The organism is Trinickia symbiotica (genome assembly GCF_002934455.1).
GTDB classification, from domain to species: Bacteria; Pseudomonadota; Gammaproteobacteria; order Burkholderiales; family Burkholderiaceae; genus Trinickia; species Trinickia symbiotica.
On sequence record NZ_PTIR01000008.1, the window covers coordinates 50766 to 76386 of the forward strand.

General features: G+C 61.1%; 22 protein-coding genes. 10 read left to right on the forward strand and 12 right to left on the reverse strand.

Going from position 1 to position 25621, the window contains the following annotated elements:
• Window positions 1–75 precede the first annotated feature (75 nt).
• Both B0G57_RS31735 and B0G57_RS13445 read right to left on the reverse strand, forming a co-directional pair.
• Window positions 76–447, reverse strand: a complete 372-nt coding sequence (locus tag B0G57_RS31735) for a hypothetical protein (protein WP_146098872.1) — start codon at window positions 445–447, stop codon at window positions 76–78.
• A gap of 116 nt (window positions 448–563) precedes the next feature.
• Window positions 564–2687, reverse strand: coding sequence for an NPCBM/NEW2 domain-containing protein (locus B0G57_RS13445; protein WP_020566563.1), 2124 nt, complete (start codon window positions 2685–2687; stop codon window positions 564–566).
• Between the two features lie 105 nt (window positions 2688–2792).
• On the opposite strand from B0G57_RS13445, the gene B0G57_RS13450 reads away from it, so the two are divergent.
• Window positions 2793–3542 carry a hypothetical protein gene (locus B0G57_RS13450; RefSeq protein WP_018443884.1) on the forward strand — a complete coding sequence of 250 codons (750 nt, stop codon included), beginning with the start codon at window positions 2793–2795 and terminating at the stop codon, window positions 3540–3542.
• Window positions 3543–3679: 137 nt separating this feature from the next.
• On the opposite strand, the gene B0G57_RS13455 is transcribed toward B0G57_RS13450, so the two are convergent.
• A complete protein-coding gene (locus B0G57_RS13455; RefSeq protein WP_018443885.1) occupies window positions 3680–4591 on the reverse strand; it encodes an AraC family transcriptional regulator in 912 nt (303 codons plus the stop codon).
• 165 nt (window positions 4592–4756) lie between these two features.
• On the opposite strand from B0G57_RS13455, the gene B0G57_RS13460 reads away from it, so the two are divergent.
• A complete protein-coding gene (locus B0G57_RS13460) occupies window positions 4757–5590 on the forward strand; it encodes an oxidoreductase (protein WP_018443886.1) in 834 nt (277 codons plus the stop codon).
• Window positions 5591–5711: 121 nt separating this feature from the next.
• Window positions 5712–6380 (forward strand): VC0807 family protein, encoded by a 669-nt coding sequence (locus tag B0G57_RS13465; protein WP_018443887.1) that lies wholly within the window; start codon window positions 5712–5714, stop codon window positions 6378–6380.
• 7 nt (window positions 6381–6387) lie between these two features.
• On the opposite strand, the gene B0G57_RS13470 is transcribed toward B0G57_RS13465, so the two are convergent.
• From B0G57_RS13470 to B0G57_RS13485, 4 genes are all read right to left on the reverse strand, one after another.
• Window positions 6388–8397, reverse strand: a complete 2010-nt coding sequence (locus tag B0G57_RS13470; RefSeq protein ID WP_026230266.1) for an SMP-30/gluconolactonase/LRE family protein — start codon at window positions 8395–8397, stop codon at window positions 6388–6390.
• Window positions 8398–8617: 220 nt separating this feature from the next.
• The gene (locus B0G57_RS13475; protein ID WP_018443889.1) at window positions 8618–9004 is read right to left on the reverse strand and encodes an ester cyclase; all 387 of its coding nucleotides are present in this window, start codon (window positions 9002–9004) and stop codon (window positions 8618–8620) included.
• A 185-nt stretch (window positions 9005–9189) separates the two neighbouring features.
• Complete coding sequence (locus B0G57_RS13480) at window positions 9190–9783, reverse strand: DUF1326 domain-containing protein (protein ID WP_018443890.1); 594 nt, start codon at window positions 9781–9783, stop codon at window positions 9190–9192.
• 120 nt (window positions 9784–9903) lie between these two features.
• Window positions 9904–10536, reverse strand: coding sequence for a DUF1326 domain-containing protein (locus B0G57_RS13485; protein ID WP_018443891.1), 633 nt, complete (start codon window positions 10534–10536; stop codon window positions 9904–9906).
• A 416-nt stretch (window positions 10537–10952) separates the two neighbouring features.
• On the opposite strand from B0G57_RS13485, the gene B0G57_RS13490 reads away from it, so the two are divergent.
• The gene (locus B0G57_RS13490) at window positions 10953–11264 is read left to right on the forward strand and encodes a DUF4148 domain-containing protein (RefSeq protein WP_020566564.1); all 312 of its coding nucleotides are present in this window, start codon (window positions 10953–10955) and stop codon (window positions 11262–11264) included.
• Between the two features lie 87 nt (window positions 11265–11351).
• Here B0G57_RS13490 and B0G57_RS13495 read toward each other — a convergent pair whose 3' ends face one another.
• Window positions 11352–12323 (reverse strand): helix-turn-helix domain-containing protein, encoded by a 972-nt coding sequence (locus B0G57_RS13495; RefSeq protein ID WP_018443893.1) that lies wholly within the window; start codon window positions 12321–12323, stop codon window positions 11352–11354.
• 183 nt (window positions 12324–12506) lie between these two features.
• Here B0G57_RS13495 and B0G57_RS13500 point away from each other — a divergent pair, with 183 nt between their 5' ends.
• Window positions 12507–13748: a DUF1479 domain-containing protein gene (locus B0G57_RS13500; protein WP_018443894.1), complete on the forward strand. Its 1242-nt coding sequence runs from the start codon at window positions 12507–12509 to the stop codon at window positions 13746–13748.
• Between the two features lie 59 nt (window positions 13749–13807).
• Window positions 13808–14572, forward strand: coding sequence for an aldolase (locus B0G57_RS13505; protein WP_018443895.1), 765 nt, complete (start codon window positions 13808–13810; stop codon window positions 14570–14572).
• 29 nt (window positions 14573–14601) lie between these two features.
• On the opposite strand, the gene B0G57_RS13510 is transcribed toward B0G57_RS13505, so the two are convergent.
• On the reverse strand, window positions 14602–15009 hold the full coding sequence (locus tag B0G57_RS13510) for a DoxX family protein (protein ID WP_018443896.1): 408 nt from the start codon (window positions 15007–15009) through the stop codon (window positions 14602–14604).
• 189 nt (window positions 15010–15198) lie between these two features.
• Here B0G57_RS13510 and B0G57_RS13515 point away from each other — a divergent pair, with 189 nt between their 5' ends.
• The 4 genes from B0G57_RS13515 (at window position 15199) to B0G57_RS13530 (ending at window position 22063) form a co-directional block, all read left to right on the forward strand.
• Window positions 15199–16092 carry a LysR family transcriptional regulator gene (locus B0G57_RS13515; protein WP_018443898.1) on the forward strand — a complete coding sequence of 298 codons (894 nt, stop codon included), beginning with the start codon at window positions 15199–15201 and terminating at the stop codon, window positions 16090–16092.
• 104 nt (window positions 16093–16196) lie between these two features.
• A complete protein-coding gene (locus B0G57_RS13520) occupies window positions 16197–17351 on the forward strand; it encodes a porin (protein WP_018443899.1) in 1155 nt (384 codons plus the stop codon).
• 285 nt (window positions 17352–17636) lie between these two features.
• Window positions 17637–21158: a bifunctional diguanylate cyclase/phosphodiesterase gene (locus tag B0G57_RS13525; RefSeq protein ID WP_018443900.1), complete on the forward strand. Its 3522-nt coding sequence runs from the start codon at window positions 17637–17639 to the stop codon at window positions 21156–21158.
• Window positions 21159–21172: 14 nt separating this feature from the next.
• Window positions 21173–22063: a glycine-rich domain-containing protein gene (locus B0G57_RS13530; protein ID WP_018443901.1), complete on the forward strand. Its 891-nt coding sequence runs from the start codon at window positions 21173–21175 to the stop codon at window positions 22061–22063.
• On the opposite strand, the gene B0G57_RS13535 is transcribed toward B0G57_RS13530, so the two are convergent.
• The 3 genes from B0G57_RS13535 to B0G57_RS13545 all read right to left on the reverse strand — a co-directional run bounded on the left by B0G57_RS13535 (window position 22060) and on the right by B0G57_RS13545 (window position 25421).
• Window positions 22060–22470, reverse strand: coding sequence for a response regulator (locus tag B0G57_RS13535; protein ID WP_026230268.1), 411 nt, complete (start codon window positions 22468–22470; stop codon window positions 22060–22062). The two genes, B0G57_RS13530 and B0G57_RS13535, sit on opposite strands and share 4 nt — an antisense overlap.
• Before the next feature lie 156 nt (window positions 22471–22626).
• On the reverse strand, window positions 22627–23277 hold the full coding sequence (locus tag B0G57_RS13540; protein ID WP_018443903.1) for a response regulator: 651 nt from the start codon (window positions 23275–23277) through the stop codon (window positions 22627–22629).
• A complete protein-coding gene (locus B0G57_RS13545) occupies window positions 23274–25421 on the reverse strand; it encodes a sensor histidine kinase (protein WP_018443904.1) in 2148 nt (715 codons plus the stop codon). The genes B0G57_RS13540 and B0G57_RS13545 overlap by 4 nt, the downstream gene beginning before the upstream one ends.
• Between the last annotated feature and the right edge of the window lie 200 nt (window positions 25422–25621).

Here is a 25621-nt window from a genome sequence, read left to right on the forward strand (position 1 = left end):
GCCTGCGCAGCTGGCTCTGCGTGAACGATTCCGACATAAAGCTGGTTCATTTCCGCCCATGCCTGTATGCATTGCTCAATCAGCGACCGGCGCCTCACAGACCGATTGATATTCAGAGTTGAAATAGTACCTGCAAGCGAGTGCGACATTGATCATGAGCGCAGCGCAGACGACCACGCAGACGGTGGCTGCTACGACATTCGTCGCTTGCCGATACCGCCATGCTTTGCCTATGAAGCAAGCCAAGCCGACCAAATAAATGATCAGGGCGGGAATGCTACACATCAGTACCTGGATCGGACCGTCGCAATCGATTCCGCCTGATCCCATCGCCTCATATTCGTTGGGGAATGACAGCATTCCAAGCAGGGCAAGGGGCGCGAATACGACGATTAGAACGAGGACGAGCCATTCGCGACGGGTCGGCCTAAATGAAGAGCTGGTCATAATCAGCTGAGCCGGAGTGGCACCATCGGATCTCCCTCTTTACGACGTATACACAACGCTGAGCGCAATTAGCGCTGATCGACGGCAAGCAGGCCAAGCGGGAGCACTGGCCAAAGTCACCGACAGAGCAGCCGTGGTGATGCCCAGTCCGCCGTATCAAAGGCACTTTGCCCTCCCGAACGACCGGTCTGGTTCTGAATCTGTCCGCCCGTGCGGCCGAGGACGATCAGGCGCAGCATTCCCACATTGCTTACGTCAACGGAGACGCTTTGCGCTGGCGAGCCCTGCTGCATGATACCGCTGTCAAATAACATCTCGCCATCCCCCCAGACCTGAAAGCTTACCGCGCCAGGCACGGGGCCGCTGTCGTCGACTCCGATCTCGGCGGTGAATTTCGAGCAACGCCTATCGAGGCGGTAAGCAATTTTCGCGGGAGCGCCGAGTATGCCGAAGCCTTCCGCGTAAGTCGCGCCGGCGATTTTTAGCGGACCCGATAAGGGTGGCGCATGCAGATCGTTTGCGACGACGGCATCCGTGGAGACGGGCGCTGAATAAACGGTCGCGCGTGAGGGCGGTGGCGCAGCGTCGAGCGCGATGTTCGACGTGTAGGGTGAAGTGTCGATCCGGTTGAATGCCGCATACGCCCAGCGGAGCGCACCAAGGCGTACCGAGCCAGACAACGCCGGCTCTTGTCCCTGGATCACCAGCAGACTCGTTCCGTGCGGCGCAACCGTCGCCTCATAGGAAGACGAGAAGACGCCCAGGTCTTTGTGTGCCCAGACATCCCGGACGGAGGCGGGACTTTTCGCGAGGCCTAGATCGGCGAATTTCACTTTGATTCTGGCCTCGATATCGCCCTCGTTCAGGAGCGCGACAGCACGAGAGCCGGTGCGGCTTAGCGGTTTCGCCAGTACGTGTGTGTCGCCTTGGGGGCCAGGCCTCAACGCAATTTCGGATGCGGCGAAATGCAAAGGGTCCTGATCGATTGCAATCACCTCTCGATTGGTAAGTAATCCGAGCGCTCCGTTATCGAGCGTCAGGTCATTCCCGGCGATGAGCGGCGCCGACATCATGGCCCAGATCGACATATGGGTTTGTGCCTCGGCGGGCGTGAGAGAGCCGTTGCCGATTTCGAGCGAATCCATATCGATGACAAAACCGGGCTCGACATACGCCGGCGCCAGAACTCGGGCAATGTCGATGTTGTGTCGGATGCTGGCCCAGGTCGCCCGCACATCAGAAGCGATGCGCGCGGAATCGCCAATGTCCATTGCGGCCCAGCTATCAGGCGTATGAATGAACTGATCGAGCCGGGTGACGTAAGGGATGTCGAGATAGACCGTCTTGCCGGAATCGCGCGCGAAAGAGTCGAGGGCGTTACGAATCGCGTCGAAACTTCCGGCAGTGCCGTCACAGTCGTCGTATTTGATCAGATCGACGCCCCACGACGTAACGGTTCTTACGTCCTCAGCCTCATGCCCCAAACTGCCCGTGTACAATACGCCACCGCCACCACGGCCGATACAGGTGACCGTGTAATTGGCAAGGTAAATGCCGAGCTTCAGGCCCTTGGCGTGAATGTAATCGGCGAGGGCCTTCATTCCATCCGGAAACTTCCGCGGATCAGCCTGAATGTTGCCATGCGCATCGCGGCCTTTCATCCAGCCGTCGTCGATGTTCACATACTGGTAGCCGGCGTCTTTCATTCCGTTCGAGACCATCGCATCGGCGATTGCCTTGACTAGACTCTGATTGACTTCCCCGCCATACCTGTTCCAGCTGCTCCACCCCATTGGAGCAGCGTTGAACCGGATTCGACCAGCCATGCCCTTGGGGGCGTTGTCCAGTTGCATGGGAGAGTTCGAGGAATCGAGCGGCTGCTCGATGAGAGAGGCATCTCTGGTATTAGCGACGTTTTCAGGTGTGTGCGTGAAAGCCGCGGGTGGGCGAAATACCGGGGATGCGCATGCTGTCATCAGGAGTGCGGCGAACACCCAAGCAATGAAATATGCCTTCGGAAGGTCGGCCGGTGGAGCGGTGCCGGCAAGTCGCGCGCCGATCGCGTCCATTTGGATCGTCTGCAGCGATGAAAATTTTCGATGCATTGAGGTATCCACCGTTTCTCGCCATGACATCGAGCACGCCTTCGCCGTCCGGTCAATCGCGCTGATCGCTTGGAGCCCCAGACTATAAGCATCATGCGGCCCGCAATGGGCTTCATTATTGCCGAATGCGCGCATCCCACCGCATACTAATTAACTTGCGCGCCGCTGCTTGCGAATGTCGCCATCGAAATCACAGGACAGTAGTCGATCGAGGGGCCAAAAATGACCACACGGAGTTTCATGCGGACGCTTAGAGTTGACGAATCGCCGGTGCAGCTTCAAGGACAAGACGTGATCATCCGCCCGGAGCCTTGGCTGAATGTCGCCCGCGCAGCTACGAGGCGCTTGGCTGCGCTTGCCCGCATCCGGTATTCATTTCTCATGCGCTTCGAGATCGCCGCATTAGGTCTGCTCCTGCTGCTCATACCGTTCGCAGCCCGCGCAGCGGACGTCGAGATCGTCAGTGGCTCGTACGATGGCGGCATGCTAATCGGTTTCGACCGGACCACAGGAGTCGTCACCGGCTACTTCAGCGAACAAACCGGCGAAGGGCAGTTTAGCTGCATCTTCTACCTGACCGGCAAATTGCGGGGTTCGGAGGCCCCAATTTCGACCTATTTTTCGGAAGCCCCGACCGAGGATTTAATTAAAGGCCAACTGGTACTGGGTGCACGCGGAGAGTTTCAGGTCCGACTGCCATCCGAGCACGGCGGCTGTTGGAACGTGGAGCATTTCGCCGACGAAAGCCAACCGGCCGATTTCACACTTGATGCCGCATACCCATGGATCACCGTCGCCGTCGTGAAGCGCGACAAAGCCTATTTCTTCGATACGCCGGCCAGCGCTGTCCATCGCAAGGGGTATGTCGTAAAAGGCGACGGCGTTGGCGTGCGCGCCACTCAGCCAGGGTGGCTGCAGGTTGATTTCGTCGGCAATGGCAAGCCCGTCTCGGGTTGGATCAGGCAATCAGACGTCTACCCGACTCGCTAGGTTGGTGGGCAACTTAGTTCGCTCGTACCTGATCGGGTACCAATCTCTCTCGGAAAATGTTCCGCGTGCCATTTGGTATCCGATCGGGTACGGCGTGCGCTTGTGGAAGCAGCTCCCGCATGAAGGGCTGGCCGCCTTCAATGCGACGAGACGTAATCCGGGTTTGCATGTGCTGGAGGTATCGCAAAACTCTCCTTCATCCGTTTCGTCTCCGCCGCCGGCGGCAGGCCAAAAAGCCGCTTGAATTCACGATTGAATTGCGACGCGCTCGCATAGCCTACTGCATGGCAGGCTGCCTCCGCAGTCATGTCCTGACGCACCATCAGCAAACGCGCTTGGTGGAGTCGTATGGACTTCACATACTGCATTGGCGATGTCCGCGTAATCGCCTTGAAGTGGGCGTGAAATGTAGGCACGCTCATGCCCGCCTCTTCGGCCAACTGTGAGAGATCGAGTGGCTCTGCGTAACCGGCGTGAATCCGGCGCAGCGCCTTGCCGATCTTGCCGAACTGTCCTTGCATCGCCAAGGCCGCGCGCATCGCATGGCCTTGCGCGCCCGTCAACACGCGGAAATATAACTCGCGCACGAGCGCAGGCCCGAGAATCGCGGCGTCGAGAGGGTGATTCATCGCTTCCAGGAAGCGCAACACGGACGTACGCAGTGCGGAATCCATCGGACTCGACATCATGCTCTGCGGCTGGTCCGTTCGCACGGAGATGTCATGACGATCCAGCTCGATCATCAACTCCGCGGCCGCCTGAAAGTTCAGATGCATGTAGATGGCCAGGAGTGGGCGGTCCGGCGTCGCGTCGGTTTCCATTGTGAAGGGCACCGGTACAGCGACTGCCAGATAGTGCTGCTCGTCGTACAGATAGAGCTGGTCGCCGAAATAGCCCCGTTTGCTTCCCTGACAGACGATCACAATGCCGGGATCGTAGAGCACCGGCGTGCGCGACAACGCGTGGTCCGAGCGGAGGATGCGCACGTCGGGCAGCGCGGTGAAGTTGTATCCCTCGTCGGGTGCCAGTTTCCGAAGCAAGTCCACCATGCGCCGCCGGTCACTCGAGGAGGAGTTCGAGTCGTAAGTCTTCTTTCTCATCGCATGCTGGCTCGTCTCATAGGAATAGGCAATACAAACAGAATATTCGACGTAAAAAAGCTCCGGCTCAAAGAATACTATGCAAACTTCTTTGAACGGTCTGGAGTGACTGGCATGCCATCCCCCAAAATTCTGCTCATCACCGGCGTCAGCAGCGGCTTTGGCCGAGCGCTGGCCCGTGAAGCGCTCGCCGATGGCCATCGTGTGGTCGGCACGGTCCGCAGCGAAGACGCCAAGAAAGACTTCGAAGCGCTCCATCCGGCCAAGGCCGTGGGCCGCCTGCTCGATGTGACAGACTTCGATGCGATCGATTGTGTCGTCGCCGAAATCGAGGCGTCGGTCGGTCCGCTGGATGTCGTCGTCAATAACGCCGGATATGGCCATGAGGGAGTCATGGAGGAGTCCCCGCTCGCGGAAATGCGGCGGCAGTTCGACGTCAACGTGTTCGGAGCGGTGGCCGTGATGAAGGCCGTGCTGCCTTACATGCGAGCACGCCGGCGTGGACACATACTCAACATCACTTCCATGGGTGGATTCATCACGATGCCGGGCTTCGCCTACTATTGCGGGAGCAAGTTCGCGCTCGAAGGCATTTCCGAGGCGCTCGGCAAGGAGGTCGAACCGTTCGGCATCGCTGTTACCGCGGTTGCGCCGGGTTCATTCCGCACCGATTGGGCGGGCCGATCGATGACGCGCACGCCTCGCTCCATTCCCGACTATGACGCGATCTTCGATCCTATCCGCAAGGCCCGCGAGGAAAAGAGCGGCAGGCAGTTGGGCGACCCGGTAAAAGCCGCGCGCGCGATGCTGGCTGTCATCGACAGTGAGTCGCCGCCGACGCACCTACTTCTCGGGAGCGACGCTCTCGCGCTCGTACGGGAAAAGATGTCGGCGCTCGCTAGTGAAATCGAGAAGTGGGAGGCGCTCACGCGCTCGACGGACGGATGAGAGGGGGCGAGCCGTTAGGATGGCGACGGGTTCAAAAGAGACCAAAGGCCGGCGAGTGCGCGATCTTCTATACTTCGGTTGACCTCGTCCCTCTTGCGAAGGGTGCAACGATCCGTTCGTCATGAAAATCAAGGCCGCCGGCTTAGCCCTCGAACTTGCCGTCAATCTCTTGCTGCCCTGGCTAATGTACCGCCTGGCGCTGCCTTATGTCGGCCGCGCCGGCGCTCTCTACGCATCGGCGGTGCCGCCGCTCGTCTGGAGCCTCGCCGGATTTGCAAGATCGAGGCGCCTCGACGCGCTTAGCGTCTTGGTATTGGTGGGAATCGCGCTGTCTATCGCGATGATGGCGCTCGGGGGGAGTCCGCGCATCCTTCTCGTTCGTGAATCGCTCGTTTCAGGCGTGATCGGCGTCGTCTTCCTGCTCTCACTCCTCCGCGATCGGCCTCTCACTTTCTATCTCGCTCGCGCCACTGTCGCTCGCGAGAACGGAAGCGGCGCAGCACGCTTCGAGGCACTCTGGCACGAACGTGCTGCCCTTCGCGCGTCGATCCGCCTGATGACGCTGGTCTGGGGCGCGGGGCTCACTGCGGAGACGCTGTTGCGCTGCTGGCTAGCATGGCACTGGCCCGTCGAGCGCTGTCTCGTTGTTTTGCCACTCATCAGCTACTCGATCTATGGCGGCCTGATGCTGTGGACCTTCTGGTTCCGAGGCCGGTTGAGAGCGCGTGAACAGTCGGCGAGTGGCAGTGTGGCGGGGCAGCCTGACGGGACGTCGATACATCGCGGTTAGCGTGCCGTTACAAGTGAAAACGATAGACGACGATGCTCGAGTCGTTGAAGTTATCCCTGGTGACCACATACTCCCCGGTTCCTTCATTGAAGTAGGACCTGAGGCTGTACATCGAATCGACATCATCGCCGACGCTAACGGCATTCGGATTCGAGTTGTTCAGCGTGGCGTCGAGTGTGCCCGTCGTGAGATTGAACGCATCGATGTCTTGTAGCACGTCGCGGCTCGGCACGGATTGCCCCGAATACACGTACCCGACGAAGAGATAGTTGGCCGACGCGGTGATCGACCTGGGCGTTGCACGGGTGATGTTGATGACGGGATTCGGCGCGGACGTATTGCCTGCTCGCCAGCCGTGATACACCTCGATCCTCGTTCCCATCTGCGACCAGTCTGCGCTGCCGGCCACACCTTGCGCGAGGATCATCGTATCGCTTTCGGGCAGATAGATGATTCTGGTCAACGGTTGCACGGACGTTGGCACGGCTGTCGGAACGCCTGCTCCCCAAATCGGCGTGCCGTCAGCCTTGAAGCCGGTCAGCGAGTAGTGCCAGATCTGGTTCGTGCCATCGAGGCCAGCCCAAACGTCCCCGTCGGAGTCCAGGCAGAATCCTCCGGTGACGAGCGCAGTTGTCTTGAAGGTATTGAAAGGTCCCGTATTCGGGAGTGCGCCATCGGGTATCGCGATATAGCCGTTCGCCTTGTTGAAGTGATAAAAGAAGAAGTGGGCTGGGCTTTGCCCGGATGCCACGAGAATTCGATTGAGCGGTTTGCCAGGCTGGCCGATAAATGCCATCTGCGCAAAGTTCTCGTCGCGGTCGCCCGTCGTGCTGGTGAGGCGGGGGTCCGATGGGTAAGCAATCGGATCGATCGTGTTCGCTACGAATGTGCCTCCGGCCGTGCCGGTGTAGATGTTGCTGCTCGAGTAAAAATATTGACCGTAGGTGATCGCGTCGGGGACAGGGTCGGGACTCGGGCCCGGTACCCCGTTCACTTCGAATCCGAGCGATTGAAGCTTCCACATCGTGTTGCCGGATGGGTCGAACGCGTGAAGGTCGGTGCCGCCGTGGCGCGCGAGGTCCCAGGTTCCGCCCCATGGGTTAGTGAGCACGTATAGATTGCCAGTCGAGTCTTTGCCGATGCCGACTACGCGCGTGAAGCGCTTGTCGCCAATCTGGCCTTTGACGCCGTACTTCGTATCGAGGTAGCCGCCTCGAACACCGAACGTGCCCGCCAGCGTCGGCTTACGCGTGATGTGGTAGTACTTGATGTTCATGTCGGGCCCTTCGTCGCCGACCCACAGATCTTGAGTCGGCGCGTCGTAGTAGAGCGCGGACGGTCGGGACGTCGATGCCATCCTTATGGTGTCGAGCAGCGCACCGGCCGGACTGAATTTTCGGATCAGGCCTCTGCCCTTCTGCGCGACCCAGATGTTGCCTGCCCCATCGACGGCGAGGGCGCCGGGGCTCGATACAGGAATGTCCAGCTGCGACGCTCCATCGAGCGTATAGACGCGAACGCGGTTCCCAGGGAAATCACTCGCGTAAAGAAGCGAGCCCGAAGTCGCGAGTCCAGTGACGACATCCGCCCGCTGTTCGGACGTATCGGCGCTCACCGGAATGACGAGATCGCGTGTTTGCGTGCTGCGGTTGAAGCGTCCCACGAATCCGCTACCGCCGATCGCGCTGTTAAATTGCAGCGCGGCGAAGACAAAAGTGGCATTGCCTGTAATGGCACTGCCCTGAAATTCGTTGTGAAGCCCGATAGAGCCTTTGTTTTGTCCGCCCTGATATATCGCAACGCCGCCTTCGCCCTCGTCCCACATCGACGCCGTGTATATCGTGCCCTCCGGTGCTACCCACATAGACCGCGCTGCGTTGCCGACATGGGTGGCGTCGGTTCCGAACGTATTCGCCACCCAGTCGGTCGTGTATTGGGATTGGGTTTGCGCCAAGCAGGGGGACGCGTTCGCCGCGGTCAACACTGCCGCGACAAATAGGGCGTGAATTCTCTTCATGGGCCACCGGGAGCAGGCTGTGGGGAGGGCTGCTGTCCGCCAAATCGGCATCAAGCGCAATCAGCTTAGTTAATCGTTGGGCATAAAAAAAGAAAATATATTGCCAACCCCACTGCCTGACGGCGCCGGTCCCGGAGCCGATCTTCGAGCCGTCGGACATTGAGAAGGGCGCCGTGCCGTTGTTGCGTCCCGCGCTAGCCGCGCAATGGAATAATGACCGTCACAATTGCGCTTCGATTGCCGCCTTGTCGATGACCGACCATACCCGTGCAATTTTTCTGTCACGAAACGCGTAAAACACGTTCTCCGTGAAAGAGATCCGCTTGCCGCCGATATCGAGTCCGAGGAAACGGTGGGTGGGACTGCAATCAAACGCCAGACGGCTGGCTACGACAGGTGGCTCGACCACCAGCAGCTCGATGATGAAGCGCAGGTCCGGTATATCGCGTACGTCTCGTTCCAGCATTTCTCGATAGCCCGATAGCCCGATCTGTCGACCGTTGTGAATGACATCGTCGTCGACGAACTGGCCGAGGGCGGACCAATCCCGCCTGTTGAGGCAATCTATGTAGTTGCGGTAAACGTTGCTGAGATTTTGCTCGCTCAAAATGGCCTACCTCCATCTGCTTCTATCGTAAGGTCTTCGAGACAAGCACGCTCGGTACCAAGCAATGACTCGGGCAGGGCGGCTGACGGCGCGCTGGGCCGCTGCGGACGCGTGCATGATGACGCGTCCGCAGTTTTGCATCGGTAGGAACGCCGCTACTACGCGGTCGCTCGGTTCGGTTGCCGTTATGCGCTCCAGTCGAACTCGGTAATCTCCGCGTGGCCCAGGCTTTCCCACTGCCGCATATCGGGATCACGCCAGGAACTGCCTTTGCCGTTCGCGAGCCCAATGTCGTCACGGAATGCGGCCGCGCCGTGCAGCAGTCGCGTGATCTCGCCAGTGGCACCGCGCAACGGTTTGGCGATCGCCACGCCGATTTTTCCGACTGTAATTCGCGTTTCATCCGCGCTGCTCTGGATATCGATCGGCGCATCGACGGTCGGCAGCCATTCCTTGACGAGTTGCCCGACTACTTCATAGACGCCGCCCCGCTCGCCCTTGAACAGTGGCTCGAGCGCGGCCCGCTGCTCGGCTGAAACCGAGGAATCGAAGTAGATGCGTCCAACGCCCTCACCGCCGAGGAAGCCTTTCGGCCAATCGGCAACCCACGCCAATTTGGCGCCGCTTACGTCAACGCCGTCGACATCCCCACTGCCAATGTCGACCCACTGGCCGCCAGAGCACCAGACCTGATCGCCTTCCAACTCACCTAGCACGCAAGGACAGCCCACCTTGCAGCTGCATGGCGCATAGTAAGTTCCCACAATATGCCAGGCCATAGCATGCCTCCTTTTGTTCGCAGGTTATCGAACGCGGCACAGCACGTGTTCTCGTGCCATGCCGCCGCCTGCGGCACACCTGCAGGCGATTTCAGGGATTGGGGTGTCGCCCCTGGAGCCTCAGGCGTTGCTCCAGTCGAACTCATTGAGCTGAGCGTAGGTGTTCTCGTGGCGCATGGCGAGCGGCTCTGGCGCCGTTACCGCCAGGCGCGCCACGCTGGCCATCTCCGCCTTCTTGTACTCGAAGCCGTTCGGCAGTTCGATGCGTGCGCGATGTTCCTCGCCGGTGACCGGATTCTTGATCGGCTCGATATCGCACTCGGCGAGCCCGGAAATGCGGAGTGCGCCGGTGCGGCGCTCGCGATCGACCTGCAGCTCGATCGTGGCGAATGCCGGCTCGAGCGTGTGTGGGCACACGCTCGCCATAATTTCAAAGTATGTTCCGCCTTCTTCGCCACTCTGGATCGCCGCCAGCGCTTGCCGCTGCTCAGGAGAGGCCTGCTCGTCAATGATCCATTGACGGGTGCCGTTACCTTCATGGATAGCGCCGGGCCAACGCACGATCTGAGCGAAGCGCAGGCCGTCGAGGCGAGTGGCGCCGTACTCGCCCGCACGGATTTCGTAACCGATGACCGCCTCGCAATGACCCGTGGTAGGCAGCGCGTTGAACTGACATGGACAGCCCCATGCGCAGTTGCAGCTCGCCACTTCTTCACCGGCCATGCGCCAATTCACCTTGGTCGAGCTCTCCATGGTTCATTCCCCTACCAGTACTATCTTCAGTCGATCGCCAGGGCCGATCCGCCGGGCGATCGTCGACAGTAGGACGCCTTGATCGTTTAGCTGACTCGAGGATTAGTAATTAAGTCGTTATAGCGAGTCCGCCGGAGTCCATCTTTCATTTGGTAAAGGTTAGATGCCGCGCGATGCGAAATCTAGCCGATTGTGCGCTCTGGTGACTTGCCGAAACCAACGTGACGCCTACCCTTGCGACAGCGAGACCGGAACAACGCTTGCTGTGTGCCTAAGGCAGATCAAAGCGACGAGCGGTGCTGAGGCGTAAGCACACGCTCGGCAAAAAGGGACGCAGGGCTTGACGCGGAGATGCCTGTCGCGGTTAGACGCCAGTGGCCGTGGCTGGCGCGATAAAAGCGAAGGACACACGTACTATGAGAAGGCCGTCTGGAACACAGCCGATACTTGCCGCTTTGGCGATTTTGCTCGCTGGGTGTGCCGCCGGCGGCATGCCGTATACGGGGCGGCACCTGACTCCAACGGAGTGCCGTGACCTGGCGGCGCTGAAGACCAACGCGCCGCCTACAATGGCGCAACACCATAGCGAACTCACTGCGCTGAGGAAAGCCGGCTATGACCCATCGCCCTGGTATGACGATCCGTACTACCCGGACGATCTACAGGCGGCACAGCGCCTTGTCGACTATTGGTTCCAAACGGAGTGCCAGCAATCTCAACCCCGCTGAAGAGCCCGTTCGACGTTGCACTGCATAGCGCGCCACGGGCGACAGTCGGAGCGATGTCAGGCCCGCTGGCTCGCATCAGACAGCGCATCATGAAGCAAGCGCTTTTGCGTTAGACCGAGTACTGCTTGCCGCCTTCCGCTTGACTTCGAGAGATGGCGAGCGCTCCGTAAGTGGCGGTGATGAATCGAACCGCGAGCCTTTGAACTGCTGCCGGTATGCCGCGGGTGTCATCTCCTTCGTCGCTTTGAACTGTCTGTTGAAGTTGGCTACATTGTGAAAACCGGATCGAATGGCGACAACGGATATCGGCATCTCCGTATCCGTCAACATGCGGCAGGCGTGACCGATTCGGACTCGGGCGATGTACTGCCCGACGCTCTCGCCCAAGTGCCGCGTGAAGTGTCTCGTCAGCGTGCGTTCGGACAATCCCGCCGCCTTCGCGAGTGCCGAGAGTTTCAATGGCCGCGCGAACTGGGTGTCGATCAATGAAAGGACTCGGTTGAGCTGTTCCGGCTCGTAACCGCGGACAGCACCGACGCGCGTTTCGAAAGCGCCCGGCGACGCCAGAGGTTCGGCAGGCAAGTCCGACAACCAGACGAGGATGTCCAGCACTGCCGCCAGCCTCTCTCGCGCATCGGTGGAAAGGAGCCGATCGAGTTGCGCGCGCATCCGGGTACCGGCGCCTTCGGTGAAAACCAAGCCGCATGCGGCTCGTCGCAGCAGGTTGCGCAGGTCTGCGTACTCCGGGCACAAATCAGCCAGGCGCCGCACCCATGAGCCGTCAAACCATACGACGATGGCGACTTGCGGCTCGGCCGGATCGATAGAGCGATTCGACGACCAAGTATGTGGGAGATCCGGTGGAACCAGCACCAGGTCGTCATCGCCGTAGGCCGCGACAGAATCGCCTATGTAACGCTTCCCACGGCTGTTCATCGTCAGGGTCAGCTCGTACTCCGGGTGGTGATGCCACTCGAACGGCATTCGCGTCAGACGCCGGTGGTAAATCCTGACGGAACAGCTCTCGCCGAATTGAACGTGCTCGTAAGCGGCTTTCATCGTAAAACTAGCCTCGGTTTGAAATCCCGCCCTTCAGCGCGGCGAGCGGGAATCCGGCCTGAAGCCCGGTTCTGCAGCAGTTGCTGTCCGGAATTGCAAAATCATTGGCCCGATCGTATCACTATCGGAGGCGTTGCCGTCGTACGCTTCTCGGGTCAGCAATCACAATATGGAGACGATGCCATGGCCCTGCAAATCGACGACCTCTCGGCTGCAATCAGGCGGGCGAAGCGCGAACTGCGCGAGCAGTTACCCAACTTTAAAGAAGTCTTCGCAGACATCGAGGCGGCGATGATCGATGAGGCCGAGCGTATTGCGAAACTTCGCGACGAAGGCGAAGCCGTCATTCCCGAAATTCGGTTCGATGACATCGTTCACAACCGAATAACGGCGGACCAGATCGCGCTTGTCAAGGCACGGGGCGCCTGTGTCATTCGCAATGTCTTCGACCGCTCGCTCGTCGAGCAGTGGGACGACGACATCGCCCAATACGTCGAGCGAAACAATCTCGATGCGAAGCTGCTCAACCGAGCAGAGGACAGGTATTTCGGTCAGCTGGCGTCGAGCAAGCCGCAGATTTACGGCGTGTATTGGTCGAAACCGCAAGTGATGGCACGCCAGTCCGAGGCACTCACTCTGGCGCGCGTGTTCCTGAACAGGTTATGGAAGGCGGAAAGTGAAGGCCGGGTTCACTTCGACCCGAATCATGTTCCCGTTTACGCCGACCGGTTACGCCGCCGGCCGCCGGGCTCGGAATCGCTCGGGCTCTCCGCGCATTGCGACGGCGGTTCGGTCGAGCGCTGGATCGAGCCGAATTTCCGCAAGGTCTACCGGCACGTGTTCTCCGGCAACTGGCGCAACTATGACCCGTTCGACGCGGCATGGCGAACCGAGGTCGAGGAGATTCCTTCGCCGGCGGTCTGCTCGATGTTCCGCACTTTCCAAGGATGGACGGCACTCACTCCGCAAGGCCCTGGCGACGGCACGCTTCAACTGGTGCCTATCGCCAAGTCGATGGTCTACATTCTCATGCGCGCGCTGCAAGACGACGTCGCCGATGACGACCTGTGCGGCGCAATGGCGGGCCGGGCGCTCTCCATCAAGGAGGCGTATCACGCTCCGTTGTTTCGCGCCCTCTCGTCCATTCCCCCGATGCAGGCGGGCGACACCGTCTTCTGGCACAGTGACGTCATCCATGCCGTCGAAGATGCGCATCGCGGCAAAGGCTACAGCAATGTCATGTACATCGCTTCGCTGCCGTCGTGCGCCAAAAACGACGCATACCTCAAGCGCCAATTGCCGAGCTTCCTCGAAGGGAAGAGTCCGCCCGACTTTCCGGCCGACCATTTCGAAACCGACTTCGTAGGTCGCGCAACGGCCGAAGACCTGACTGCCCTGGGCCGCTCGCAAATGGGCTTGGACTGAGTCCGCCTGATCCGCGATACCATCCACGAGAATGACTCTCGTAGACCTGGAGATGCGAAATGACCAATGCGTCGCGCTCGAGCACCAAATCGACCGGCAGGGAAGACCTCTTTCACGATCGCATCGTGGAAGCTCTGCGAGACGATCTCGCGCTCGCTTTGCGCGCGGCCGCGCACTTCGGTCTGGATGAGGGCGTCTGCAATCACTTCAGTGTCGCGCTGCCAAGCGACGACGGGTTGTTCCTGCTGAATCCGCGCGGGCTGATGTGGAGCGAGGTCGCCGCGGACGATATCGTCATCGTGGATTCCGCTGGTAGTGTCGTCGCCGGCCGTCACGAAGTGGAGCCGACGGCAATGTTCATCCATGCCGCGATTCACCGCCTTGCGAAGAAAGCCTGCGTGCTGCATACGCATATGCCGTACGCAACGGCCCTGACGCTCACGACGAATTGCGGGCTCGATACGACGTTGTCACAGAACGCGATGCGTTTTCACGGCCGTGTGGTCCTGGACCGCGCGTACAACGGCCTCGCGCTCGATGAATCCGAAGGCGAGCGCATCGCGCATGCGTTGGCGGGCCGGGATATCGCATTTCTCGCTAATCACGGCGTCGTCGTCTGCGGAGACCGGATCGATCACGCGTTCGACGATCTCTACTATCTGGAGCGCGCGTGTGCGGCGCAGGTGCTCGCGCTATCGACAGGGGTCGGGCTCAAGCCCGCGACTGCCGATGTGGCGGAACGAGTCGCGCGCCAAATGCAAGGCGAGCGGCTGCAATCCGAAATGTTCTTTGCGGCGCTGAGAAGGACGATTGGGGCGTCTTGACGCAGAGCTGATACACAGCCCGCCGGCAACTACCCCTTGCTCGGAGCCGGCCTCAGCGCATAAGCCCCATCGCCGAGCAAGAACAGCACGATGAGCGCAACAGCCCAGAACGCCGGGTACTCCCATCCGCCGCCCTTGTTCGTGAAGAGCCACCCATTCGCGCCGTGCACCATCGCGATGGTGCCGAGCATTTCAGCCGCGAGGGGCAGCGCGATCCACGATGCATAAATACCGAGAATCAAGGCGATGCCGCCGACGACCTCGAGCACGATCGTCAAGTAAGCCGCAAACGCGGGCAAGCCCAGCGATGCGAAGAAGCCGACGAAACCGGGGATCGAGAACACGAACAGCTTGAGGCCGACGTGTGCGAGGAAGAGGATGCCGAGGCTCACGCGCAATAGCAGCGAGGCGAACGGTGCGGTCTTTGGGTTGATCATGGCGATACCGGCGATTGAGGCAACGCAGTTCGAGAAAGACGACGGCACCGAATCGAGTGCGAGCAGAAAAACAATAAGGACACCGAATGAAAGGCATGCCGTCGAAGCCAGGGCAAACGATACGGTCGCCAGAATGATGGATCAACTCGGCTATGATTGATCCATCATTTACTCCTGGTTGATGATCGGATGGATACCCTCACGAGCATGCAGGTGTTTCGTCTCGCGGTCGAGCTGAAGAGCTTTGCCGCCGCGGCCCGCAGGCTCGACATGTCGCCGGCGATGGCCAGCAAGCACGTCATGCATCTCGAGCAGCGCCTCGGCACGCTGCTGCTCAATCGGACGAGCCGGCACCTGAGCCTCACCGAGCCGGGCGCGGTCTATTTCGAGCATGCGCGGCAAATGCTCGACGATCTCGAGGACATCGAATCGGCCGTAACGAAGGCAAGCGCCGCGCCGCGCGGCATGTTGCGCGTCAGCGCGCCGGTCTGGATGGCGAATCCGGGCTTCATCGGCGTTCTGAACGAGTATCGCCAACGTTACCCCGGCGTGCGGCTCGACGTCGACCTGTCCGGGCGGTTCGTGAATCTGGTCGAGGAGGGCATCGATCTGGCGCTGCGTGCGACGAACCCGGTCTCTTTGAGCCAGACGCTCATTGCGCGGCCAATCGCACCGGTCACCTTCCATGTCGTTGCGGCCCCCGACTATCTGCGTCGGGCCGGACGCCCGACGCGCGCCACGGAGCTCGGCGATCACGCGGTGCTCTCGTATTCGCTGCTGCCGGGCGGCAACGGCTTCGACGTGGAGGGTCCTGACGGCGTCGAATCGGTCAAATTCGAGCCGGTCCTCCAAAGCAACAACGAATCGCTGCTGAGACTCGCCGCCCTCGAAGGCATGGGCGTCGCGTTCTTGCCTAAGTGCCTCGTCGCGCGCGACGTCGAGGCGGGCCGCCTGGAGGTGCTGATGCACGACTATCGGCTCTTCGGCACCCAGCTTTATGGCGTCTACCAGAATCGAAAATATTTGTCGTCGAAAGTCAGAACCTTCCTCGATTTCCTTTGCGAAAAGCCGTCCATAGCGTAAGCGTGTGAGCGGGAAGTAATTTCTGCTGATGCGTGACACAGGCTTTTTTTTTGACTTTCGTCAATTTCACCACGGACGAGAATCGCCTATGCTTGAGGCCAGGCGTGCGTGACGTCCGGCTGCAATGGCGCCGCTCGAAAACGAACAACGGCACGACTTGGGGGGCGGTCATGAAGCAGTGGACGATCTGTGCCATGCTTTGCGCGTTGACAACCTCTGCTCACGCCGAGGATTTGCTTCAGATTTACGGCATTGTCGACGGCGGTGTCGCTTATGCCACGAACATAGCCGGTGCCCATAGCTGGTTTCAGACGAGCGGTGTCGCGCAGTCGGACCGCTGGGGCTTACGCGGTTCGGAAGAACTCGGAGGCGGGAACCGCGCGATATTCCGGCTGGAAAACGGTTTCACTCTCAATGATGGCCGATTTTCACAAGGCGGACTCGAATTCGGCCGGCAGGCGTTCGTGGGTATCGCAAGCGACCGCTTCGGCACGTTGACACTCGGGCGGCAGTACGATTTTATGACAACCAACCTGACGGTTTTTTCGTCGGGAACGTTGACGCCTTCCGTCTTCGCGTTTCATCTCGGCGATCTCGATCGACTAGGCGCCGAGCGTATCGATAACGCCGTCCGATATGTCACGCCCGAATTTGCCGGCTTTCAGCTCGGCGCACTCTACGCATTCGGCGGCCAGCCCGGTAATTTTTCCTCGCATAGCGCGGCCGGTTTTGGCGCGTCCTATGTCATGGGCGCATTCAGAGCCGGCGCGGCTTATACCGAAATTCACGACTATACGGCGGTATTCGGAATCGGCACGACGGTGCTCGGGGCGCCGCTCGTCGGAACGTCCTCGCAAGGATTGCTGCCACGTTTTCAGACGTTCGACAAGTTGACGGGATCGGGCATCGGCGCCAGTTATCAACTCGGGCCGGCCCTGTTTCACGCGCTCTATACGATGGTCGATTTGCGCAAAAACGGTGCAAGTGAAACGTTGCGAACGGGCGAGGGCGGTGTCAGATATTCGATCAGTTACGCGCTCTCGCTTGCGGGAAGCTATGCGCGTTCTACACTGGCAGGCAAAGGATGGAACCAGTTCGTGGGCGGCGCCGACTATTTGCTCTCGAAGCGAACGGACATTTATCTTAACGCGGTCTATTTGCACGCGAGCTCCGGGGTGCGGGCCGAGCTGTTCGGGGTGCCCGGCTCGTCGTCGAACAGCCAGACGGTCGTTACGCTGGGGATGAGACACGCGTTTTAGCGACGTTGCAGCATGGCTGTCGAATTGGATATCCGCGACTTTTTTGATCTAGGTTAACTTTCGGATCCGATTCATACGATATTTTCGGGTTTGCGTTGATAGGGTTTTGCTAGGTTGAAAGGGCACGCCGACACGTTATCCTCATAACATACGGATTGAGGTTTGTCTGAGCTCTCCCGCGCAGCAAGTGCGGCGAGTCGAGGGGGTTTTTGTTTTAGAAAATATACGCGATTATTTTTGCTGAAACCGGTTTTTCCATGCCGGATTTTCAAATGATGGGCCGAAATGGTTTCCTGGGCAAACGAGCGGTTGATGCGCGGTGTCGAGCGATTTGGCTCGGTGCCCACCTTTATGACGGCCGGTTCCGGTCGTCGCTTCGCGGCGCGATGGCATCGCGTGGAGACTGTAGTGCGCGCGAGAATCGATCTAATTCAGCGTTTGCTCGACCAATACTATGGGGGTGGGCTGGCATTGGCCGCGCTGCTGCTCGGTCTTGCCGCGACGTTGACAGTTTATTCGCTGCTTGGCGGATTCGTCGAGCGTGAGGCGCGGCTTCGTTTCGAAAACGATTCGCGAAACGTCGAGCAGCAGATCGCGACACGTGTTCGACTGTATTCGGACGTGCTCGTGACGATGCGTGCATTGATGAGCGCCGATGAGGAAGTGAAAAGAAGCGAATTCCGCGACTTCGTGTCCGGGCTCGATTTGCCGGGCCGATATCCGGGCTTTCAGACGCTCAATTGCGCGTTCTATCTGCGCGATACCGATCTTGACGCATTTGTCGCGCGGCAGCGTATCGATCCGGCGCTGCGAAGCGCGGGAGTCGAATTTACCTTGCATCCGCGCGCTCAGCGCGCGATGCACGAAATACTGACTTACGTCGAGCCGCTCGAACGTAACACGGCGTCGCTCGGGGTCGATCTCGATGCGTTGCCGGACCGCGGCAACGCTTTACAAACATTGCGCGATACCGGTGAAGCCGTCAGCAGCGGTCGATTGATCTACGCCGAGCGCGGCGCCGAGTACGTCGGTCTCGCGATGCGTCTGCCCGTCTATCGCAGAGGGATGCCGACGGCAACGGTGGACGAGCGTCGCCGCGCCTATGTCGGGTCGGTCGGTGCCGGCATCAGAGTGAACGACATGATGGCTGGGCTCTTGAGTGCCCAGACGTTACTCGCGCTCAGATACCGCATCTACGACGCAGGGAGCGTCTACGGCCGCCAGTTCGCACCTTCGGATTCCCGGATGCTCTACGACAGCATCGGCGGAGTATCGGTAAGCTCTGCTGCCGCGGCGAGCGGAGGCGTCAAACCCCTCGATTCCGATAGGCGCAACGGCAATGGCGGGCGGCATGCAGTCGTTCCCGGTGCATCGACGAGCCCGCCGTTCACACGCAGCACGACGCAGCAATTCGCGGGGCGGCGCTGGGTTATCGTATTTTCAGCGCAGCCTGCGGCGTTGATGGGCTCTCAGCGCTATCTGCCGAACGTCGCCCTGCTATCCGGGCTGGTCATTAGTCTGCTGTTGGCGAGTCTCGCGTATGCGCTGTCCACCTCGCGATCGCGGGCGCTGAAAGTGGCCGATGATATGACGGCCGGTTTCCGGGAAAGCGAAAGGGCGCGAGCCGAAGCGCAACGGATCGCGCATTTGGGAGACTGGCGCGTCAATGTAGGCAACGGCGCCGCGCACGTTTCCAACGAGATGGCGCGCCTCGTCGGCCTGAGACGAGGGTCACCCACCGTGAAGATGCTGGCGCGGGCCATCGAATGCGCCGATCGCCCCGCGCTACTGAGTCATCTCAAGCGGACACTCGAGACGCGAGAGCCGTTCGAGCTCGAATGCCGCTACCGCTCGTTACGCGGCAGGCGCGGATGGCTGCGCATCATCGGTCATGCGTGCGGTGAGCCAGGCAGCGGTTGGCTGCGCGGCACCGCGCTCGAGGTGACGAAGCAGAAATCGATCGACCGTGCCCGCGAGCTGGAGCATGCGTTCACGCTTCAACTCGCCACCGCCACGAACGACACGGATATATTCGCCGGGCTCGTCACGCTATTGACGAGCGGCATGAATTGGGACGCGGGCGGGTTCTGGCCGGCCCAGGCGGGCCATCAGCAGTTGCTTCGTCCCGTGTACTCGACATCCGTCGCCGCGCTCGAACAGCGCCTGCGCGCGCAGAGCCTCAAGCCGCCGATCGACGACGCGCCCATCGCTCCGCGCTGGTCCACCTCACGTGCCGCTTCGCCGCGGCTTCCCGCGTCCGGAATTGTCACGACGTTCTCGTTTGCGCTGCATACGGGCAAGGAACTGCTCGGCGTGGCGGAGTTCTATTCGCGCGAACGGCGCCACGTCGAGCCTCAGGCGCTTGCGATGGCAAGCTCCATCGCAAGCCAGATGAGCCATTTCCTGCAACGCCGCATGGCCGAAAGCAATCTGCAATTTCTCGCCAACCACGACGCGCTCACGGGATTGCCGAACAGGCTGATGTTCAAGTCGCACCTCGAGGATTCACTGTCGCGCGCGCATGCGGAAAAGACGGCGCTTCACGTGCTCTTTATCGACCTCGACCGCTTCAAGGACATCAACGACTCGCTAGGTCACAACATCGGCGATCAGATGCTGCGCGCCGTCGCCGAACGCCTCGGCGAGCGCGTGCCGGAAGCCAATATGATCGCGCGCCTCGGCGGCGACGAATTCATCGTGCTCCTCGAGGACCGTGGCGATGGCGCGGCGAACTTGCGGAAGACCATCGACGTCATTCAGGCCGCACTGTCGGACCCGTTCTCCGTATGCGGGATGCAGTTGCGGGCGAGTGCAAGCATCGGCGTGAGTTCGTTTCCGGAGGATGGCAGCGATGCGCAGACGCTGCTGAAGAACGCCGATCTCGCGATGTACGGCGCGAAACAGCGAGGCAAGAACACGTTTCAGATGTACGTGCGCCAAATGAGCATGTCGCTGCAGCAGCGCGTCGAAATGGAGTCGTGTCTGCGGCAGGCTGTCGAGAACCACGAGTTCACGCTGTTCTATCAGCCACGCGTCGATTTGCGCACGAATCACTGCACCGGCGCAGAAGCGCTCATTCGCTGGAACAGTCCGAAGCTGGGGCTCGTTATGCCGGCCGATTTCATTCCGCTCGCCGAAGAGACCGGAGACATTGTATCGATCGGCGCATGGGTGCTGCGCGAGGCGTGCCGCCAGGCGGCGGAATGGCGAGCGGGCGGCCTCGGCGACATTCACGTGGCCGTCAATCTTTCGGCCCGCCAGTTCGCCGATACGCGCCTGCGCGAGACCATTCTCGAAGCGCTCGAAGACGCGCGGCTGCCGGGCCACGTGCTCGAGCTCGAGCTGACCGAGAGCGTGATCATGCGCCAGCCCGAGCAGGCGGTCCACTTGCTCTCCGCGATCAAGAAGACGGGCGTGCGCCTTTCGATCGACGACTTCGGCACCGGTTACTCGTCGCTCGCGTACTTGAACCGATTCCCGATCGACATCGTGAAGATCGATCGCTCGTTCATCCGGCATCTGCCCGAAAGCCATAGCGATGCACAGATCACGAGCGCCGTCATCGCACTGGGACACAGCCTCGGGCTGACGGTCATTGCCGAAGGCGCCGAAACGCAGTCGCATATCGACTTCCTTCGCAAGGAGGGGTGCGACGAAGTACAGGGGTATTTTTTCAGCCGCCCCTTATCCGCCGGCGATATGAGGATCTTCCTCGATCGACCGGTTCAACCGGGGCGCGGCGCCGCGTCGCTGCCCCATTGCACGGACGTGCGGAGCTTGGGCTCCGGGCGTTCGATTCATAGCTGAGACGGAGACGGACCATGCAGGAAAGAAAAAACGACACAGCGGCCATGTGGAGTGCCATCGAGGAACTGGACTTCGAGAGGATCAAATCGAAGCTGCTCCACAAGCATCGTGGGGCGGTGACGGAGCACGACGTCGCGCGTGCCGAGGCGGGATATCGGCAGTTTTTGAAGATCATCGCCAAATATCCCGACGCGCCGGTCGTTCCGAGCGAGGCCGTCGACGAATTCTGGCATATGCATATCCTCGATACACAGCGCTATGGCGCCGATTGTGAGCGGATCTTCGGCTATATGGTGCATCACGACCCGTATATCGGGATCGACGGGCCGCAAGACGAAGCGCGTCTTGCCGATGCGGCGCGCAGCAGCCATGCGCTTTTCATGCGTGAATTCGGTACGGCCGCCGAGGCGCCCGCGTATTGCATTCGATCCGCGGAAGGCGCGATGGCCGCCTATTGCATTCGCGCCGGGGAGAACGGCGCGTCGGCGGCGTATTGCATCAGGCAAGCGGCGGATGCGTCGTCGGCGGCGTATTGCATCAGGCAAACGGCGGATGTGCAGTCGGCGGCATATTGCATTCGACAAACGGCGGATACGTCGTCGGCGGCGTATTGCATCAAGCAAGCGGCGGATGGGTCCTCGGCGGCGTATTGCATCAAGCAAGCGGCGGATGCTTCCTCGGCGGCATATTGCATCAAGCAAGCGGTGGATGTGTCGTCGGCGGCGTATTGCATCAGGCAAACCGCGGATATGTCGGCAGCGGCCTATTGCATCAAGCAGACGACGGATATGTCCTCAGCCGCATATTGCATCAGGCAAGCGGTTGAGCCATCGGGAGCGGCGGCCTACTGCATTCGTTCCGGGCAGCCCGTGCCGGCGTCCGCCGCGTATTGCATTCGAGCCTAACCGGCCGCTCCTTCGTGCTTTTCGCGCGCAAGGCGGGCGATCGTCTCCATCGCGAGATCGAATTCGGTTGTTTTATCGAAGAAATAATCGGCGCCCGCCGAGAAGCTCGCCTTGCGGAACACAGGGGTCGCGTAATTCGTGAGCACGATGGTGACAATCGAATCGGTCCGGTCGCGCAGCGCATGGAGCAGATCGATGCCGTGGCAATCCGTGAGCCGCAAGTCGACGATGACGACCTCAGGTCCGCTGGCCTCGATGCCACGCAGTGCCGTTTCGACGTCTTCCGCTTCGCCCACGACGAGCGCCTCGCCGGCCGGCGGTTCGATGCGGGCGGCAAGGCGCTTGCGGACGAGCGTCGAATCCTCGACGACGAAAACCCTCAGGAGGGACGAGATGGGTGAATTCATGCGCTGAGTATCGTCACCGCCCGGCTTCATGAATATCGGACCGCACACGAAGATTGTGTAGGCGTTGGGGAAACGCCTTGTAGGGCGTTTCCTACAGCCCGCAAAAGCTCGGCTCCGGGCGGTCTTGGCCTGGACAAGTGACGCACCGCTTCCGATCTAAACCTGCTCGCCGTCGTCGAAGAGCTTATGCTGGATCGCGTAGCGGACCAGCGCCGCCTCGTGCGGCATCTGCATTTTCTCGAGAATCCGCGTTTTGTATGTACTTACCGTTTTGGCGCTCACGCAGAGCTCGTTCGCAATTTCGGTAATCGTCTGGCCGGAGGCGATGCGCCGGAACACTTCGAACTCGCGATCGGACAACCGCTGATGCGGCGCCATATCGGTCGGCTCATTGAGGCTTTGAGCAAGCCGCTCGGCCATCGACAGGCTGACGTACACGCCGCCGGCCGCGACTTTCGTTACGGCGGAGACGAGCTCCGTGCTCGCGCTTTCCTTGGTCAGATATCCCGATGCCCCCGCTTTGAACGCGCGCACCGCATATTGCTGTTCGGCGTGCATCGTGAGGACGAGAATCCGTAATGTGGGGATCTCGTCCTTGATCTGCTTGAGGAGCTCGACGCCGTTGCGCGGTCCCGGCATCGAAAGATCGAGCACGAGCACGTCCGCCGGCGTGCCTCGCACGAGCGCGACCGTGCTCGGTCCGTCGTGGGCTTCCCCGGCGACCTCGAAGCCGCTCGTGCCTTGCAGAATGTGCCGCAGACCATCGCGCACGAGCGTGTGGTCGTCAGCCAATAGCACTTTGGTCATGGCAAGGCCTCTTCCTGTTGTATTGCCGCAAGCGGCAGCATGACGGTGAGGATGAAACCGCGATCGGCGGCCGTTTCGATCGATACCGTGCCGCCCAATAAGTGAACCCGTTCCCGAATGCCAAGGAGTCCGAACGAATTCCCCGCGCGTCCTTCGACTTCCTCCGTCGTTGCGCCGCGCCCGTCGTCCGCCACCCGCAATAAGCATCGGCCGCTTTCGACGGCAAGGGCGACGCTGACATGCTTGGCTTCCGCATGCAGCGCGACATTGGTCAGCGCCTCCTGCACGATGCGGAAGAGCGCCGTGGCGCCCTCGCGCGAAAAGTCGAAGGCGGCCGGCTCGATCCGGCGTTCGACTTCGATACCGTAGCGAGTCGTGAAATCGTTGATCAACCATTCAATCGCAGGGCGCAGTCCGAGATCGTCGAGCATGACCGGCCGCAAATCGGCGGCAATGCGACGGGCAGACGCGACCGTGGAATCGATGAGCCGGCGCATGCTCTGCAGCTGAGCGAGAGCGGATGGTGCGACGCCGGGCGTGCCCTCGAGCGTTTGCTGCGCCGAAGAGAGATCCATTTTCAACGCGGTGAGCTGTTGCCCGAGATCGTCGTGCAGCTCCCGGGCGATGCGCGTCTTTTCGTCCTCGCGGACGGTTTGCAGGTTCGCCGAAAGCTTGCGTAGCGCCTCGCGCGATCGCTTGAGCTCGTTTTCGGCTTCAATGCGCGCCGTCGCATCGTGCAGCATGACCGTATAGAATTTGCGCCCCTCGCCATCGGCGAACTGCGTGATCGACGCCTCGATGGGAAACTCCTCGCCGTCGGCGCGCAAGCCGGTCAAAACACGGTGCGGGCCCATTCGTCGATCGCCTGCCGCCGTCGCTCCGAATTGCTCGATATGCGCTTTGTGCGCTTCACGAAAGCGCTCGGGGATGAAGCGCTCGATCGGCCCGCCGATCGCCTCCGTCGCCGCGCAGCGGAAAAGCTGTTCGGCCATCGGATTGAAGAGAACGATTCGCTGCGCCTCGTCGATGGTGATGATGGCTTCCGGCGACGACCGGACGATGGCCATGAGCCGCGCTTCGTTCGGCGTCGAGCTCGAGCGCCTCGCGCGCGCGCCGGCGTCAGAGAACGGCGCGACGCGGCGGCGCCCGAACAGCAATACCCCGGCGCCCGCCGCGAGCGCCGCGGCACAACCCGACCCGGCGAATGCGTTTGTGCCGAACTCGGCGGCCGCGGTCAGCGACGGGTCGCGCGTCGCATAAGTGAGCGCGAACGTCTCGCCGCCGAATCGCAACACGTCGGTGCGGCGAAAAAAAGCTGTCGGCAGCGGCAAGTTGGCGGGCGTCTCCGCGGGTGGATAGAGAACCCGCGACGGCGAGCCTGCCACGACTTCCAAGCCCGTGCGCGGCGTGCGCGCGGCCACGCTCGCGAAAAGGTACTCGGTATCGAGCCGCGCGACGATGAAGCCGGCCAGCGAGGCGCGCCGCTCGGCTGGCTGCGAGGGAGGCGGCGCGTCGCGATAGACGGGGAAGAATGCGTCGACGCGGGGGCGCGGGACGTCGGACGACGACTCTTCATCGTGCGCCGGGCGCATGGCCAGCGCGATCTGCGCGGTATTGGCCGCGCGCAGCAGCGCATTGCGCGTTTCGGGATCCGTGCCGATGCCGTCCGCGCCGGCGCTGGCGTGCAGCGGCCAGAGGAGCGAGAGGCGCGCGATCGGCGTTTCTGGCGGGGCGGCGAACGCATCGCCCGACGCCTGGGCGAAGCCGAGTGTGCGCAGGCACGGCTGTGCGTCCTCGAGCGCGAGCCGGGCGATGTAGCGATCCCAGGCATCGGCCGAAGGAGGAGCGCCCGCAGGTGATTGTTGCGACGCAATGAAGCCACTCGCGCCGCGCATCGCTTCGGTGCAAATGACGAGCTCCCGCCGCAGGTCGGCCGTGACGTGCGCGGACAGCGTCACGAAGCGTTCCTGCGCCGCATCGAGCAGGCGCGCACGAACGAGCGAAGCGGCAACGGCGGTGATGACGAGGACGACCGCGGCGGTCGCGAGCGCAGCGAGCCACGCGCCACGATAGGCGGACATGCCCTCCCGAGCGCGGCCGGGCGGCGGTGCGGCGGGCGACGGCGAAGAACCGGCAGCAAGCATGCGATCGGGCGTAGCGCGAATGGGTCTCGGCGGTACGCCGCGACGGCTTCGACGAAATCGGGAGCCGGCGCTTGTAGGAAACGATTGCCGGCCGCATCGGATCAGATTGTGCGCGATCTACGCAGCAATTGCCAATGATCTATGGATTGTGGCGGAGAACGGCGGGGCCGCGGCCTTCCCGGTTCGCTGTACCCACGAAA

Coding starts and splice junctions, on each gene's coding strand:
- B0G57_RS31735 (WP_146098872.1), bottom strand. CDS start 447: ATGACCAGCTCTTCATTTAGGCCGACCCGTCGCGAATGGCTCGTCCTC.
- B0G57_RS13445 (WP_020566563.1), bottom strand. CDS start 2,687: ATGCGCGCATTCGGCAATAATGAAGCCCATTGCGGGCCGCATGATGCT.
- B0G57_RS13450 (WP_018443884.1), top strand. CDS start 2,793: ATGCGGACGCTTAGAGTTGACGAATCGCCGGTGCAGCTTCAAGGACAA.
- B0G57_RS13455 (WP_018443885.1), bottom strand. CDS start 4,591: ATGGTGGACTTGCTTCGGAAACTGGCACCCGACGAGGGATACAACTTC.
- B0G57_RS13460 (WP_018443886.1), top strand. CDS start 4,757: ATGCCATCCCCCAAAATTCTGCTCATCACCGGCGTCAGCAGCGGCTTT.
- B0G57_RS13465 (WP_018443887.1), top strand. CDS start 5,712: ATGAAAATCAAGGCCGCCGGCTTAGCCCTCGAACTTGCCGTCAATCTC.
- B0G57_RS13470 (WP_026230266.1), bottom strand. CDS start 8,397: ATGAAGAGAATTCACGCCCTATTTGTCGCGGCAGTGTTGACCGCGGCG.
- B0G57_RS13480 (WP_018443890.1), bottom strand. CDS start 9,783: ATGGCCTGGCATATTGTGGGAACTTACTATGCGCCATGCAGCTGCAAG.
- B0G57_RS13485 (WP_018443891.1), bottom strand. CDS start 10,536: ATGGAGAGCTCGACCAAGGTGAATTGGCGCATGGCCGGTGAAGAAGTG.
- B0G57_RS13490 (WP_020566564.1), top strand. CDS start 10,953: ATGAGAAGGCCGTCTGGAACACAGCCGATACTTGCCGCTTTGGCGATT.
- B0G57_RS13495 (WP_018443893.1), bottom strand. CDS start 12,323: ATGAAAGCCGCTTACGAGCACGTTCAATTCGGCGAGAGCTGTTCCGTC.
- B0G57_RS13500 (WP_018443894.1), top strand. CDS start 12,507: ATGGCCCTGCAAATCGACGACCTCTCGGCTGCAATCAGGCGGGCGAAG.
- B0G57_RS13505 (WP_018443895.1), top strand. CDS start 13,808: ATGACCAATGCGTCGCGCTCGAGCACCAAATCGACCGGCAGGGAAGAC.
- B0G57_RS13510 (WP_018443896.1), bottom strand. CDS start 15,009: ATGATCAACCCAAAGACCGCACCGTTCGCCTCGCTGCTATTGCGCGTG.
- B0G57_RS13515 (WP_018443898.1), top strand. CDS start 15,199: ATGGATACCCTCACGAGCATGCAGGTGTTTCGTCTCGCGGTCGAGCTG.
- B0G57_RS13525 (WP_018443900.1), top strand. CDS start 17,637: ATGGTTTCCTGGGCAAACGAGCGGTTGATGCGCGGTGTCGAGCGATTT.
- B0G57_RS13530 (WP_018443901.1), top strand. CDS start 21,173: ATGCAGGAAAGAAAAAACGACACAGCGGCCATGTGGAGTGCCATCGAG.
- B0G57_RS13535 (WP_026230268.1), bottom strand. CDS start 22,470: ATGAATTCACCCATCTCGTCCCTCCTGAGGGTTTTCGTCGTCGAGGAT.
- B0G57_RS13540 (WP_018443903.1), bottom strand. CDS start 23,277: ATGACCAAAGTGCTATTGGCTGACGACCACACGCTCGTGCGCGATGGT.
- B0G57_RS13545 (WP_018443904.1), bottom strand. CDS start 25,421: ATGCTTGCTGCCGGTTCTTCGCCGTCGCCCGCCGCACCGCCGCCCGGC.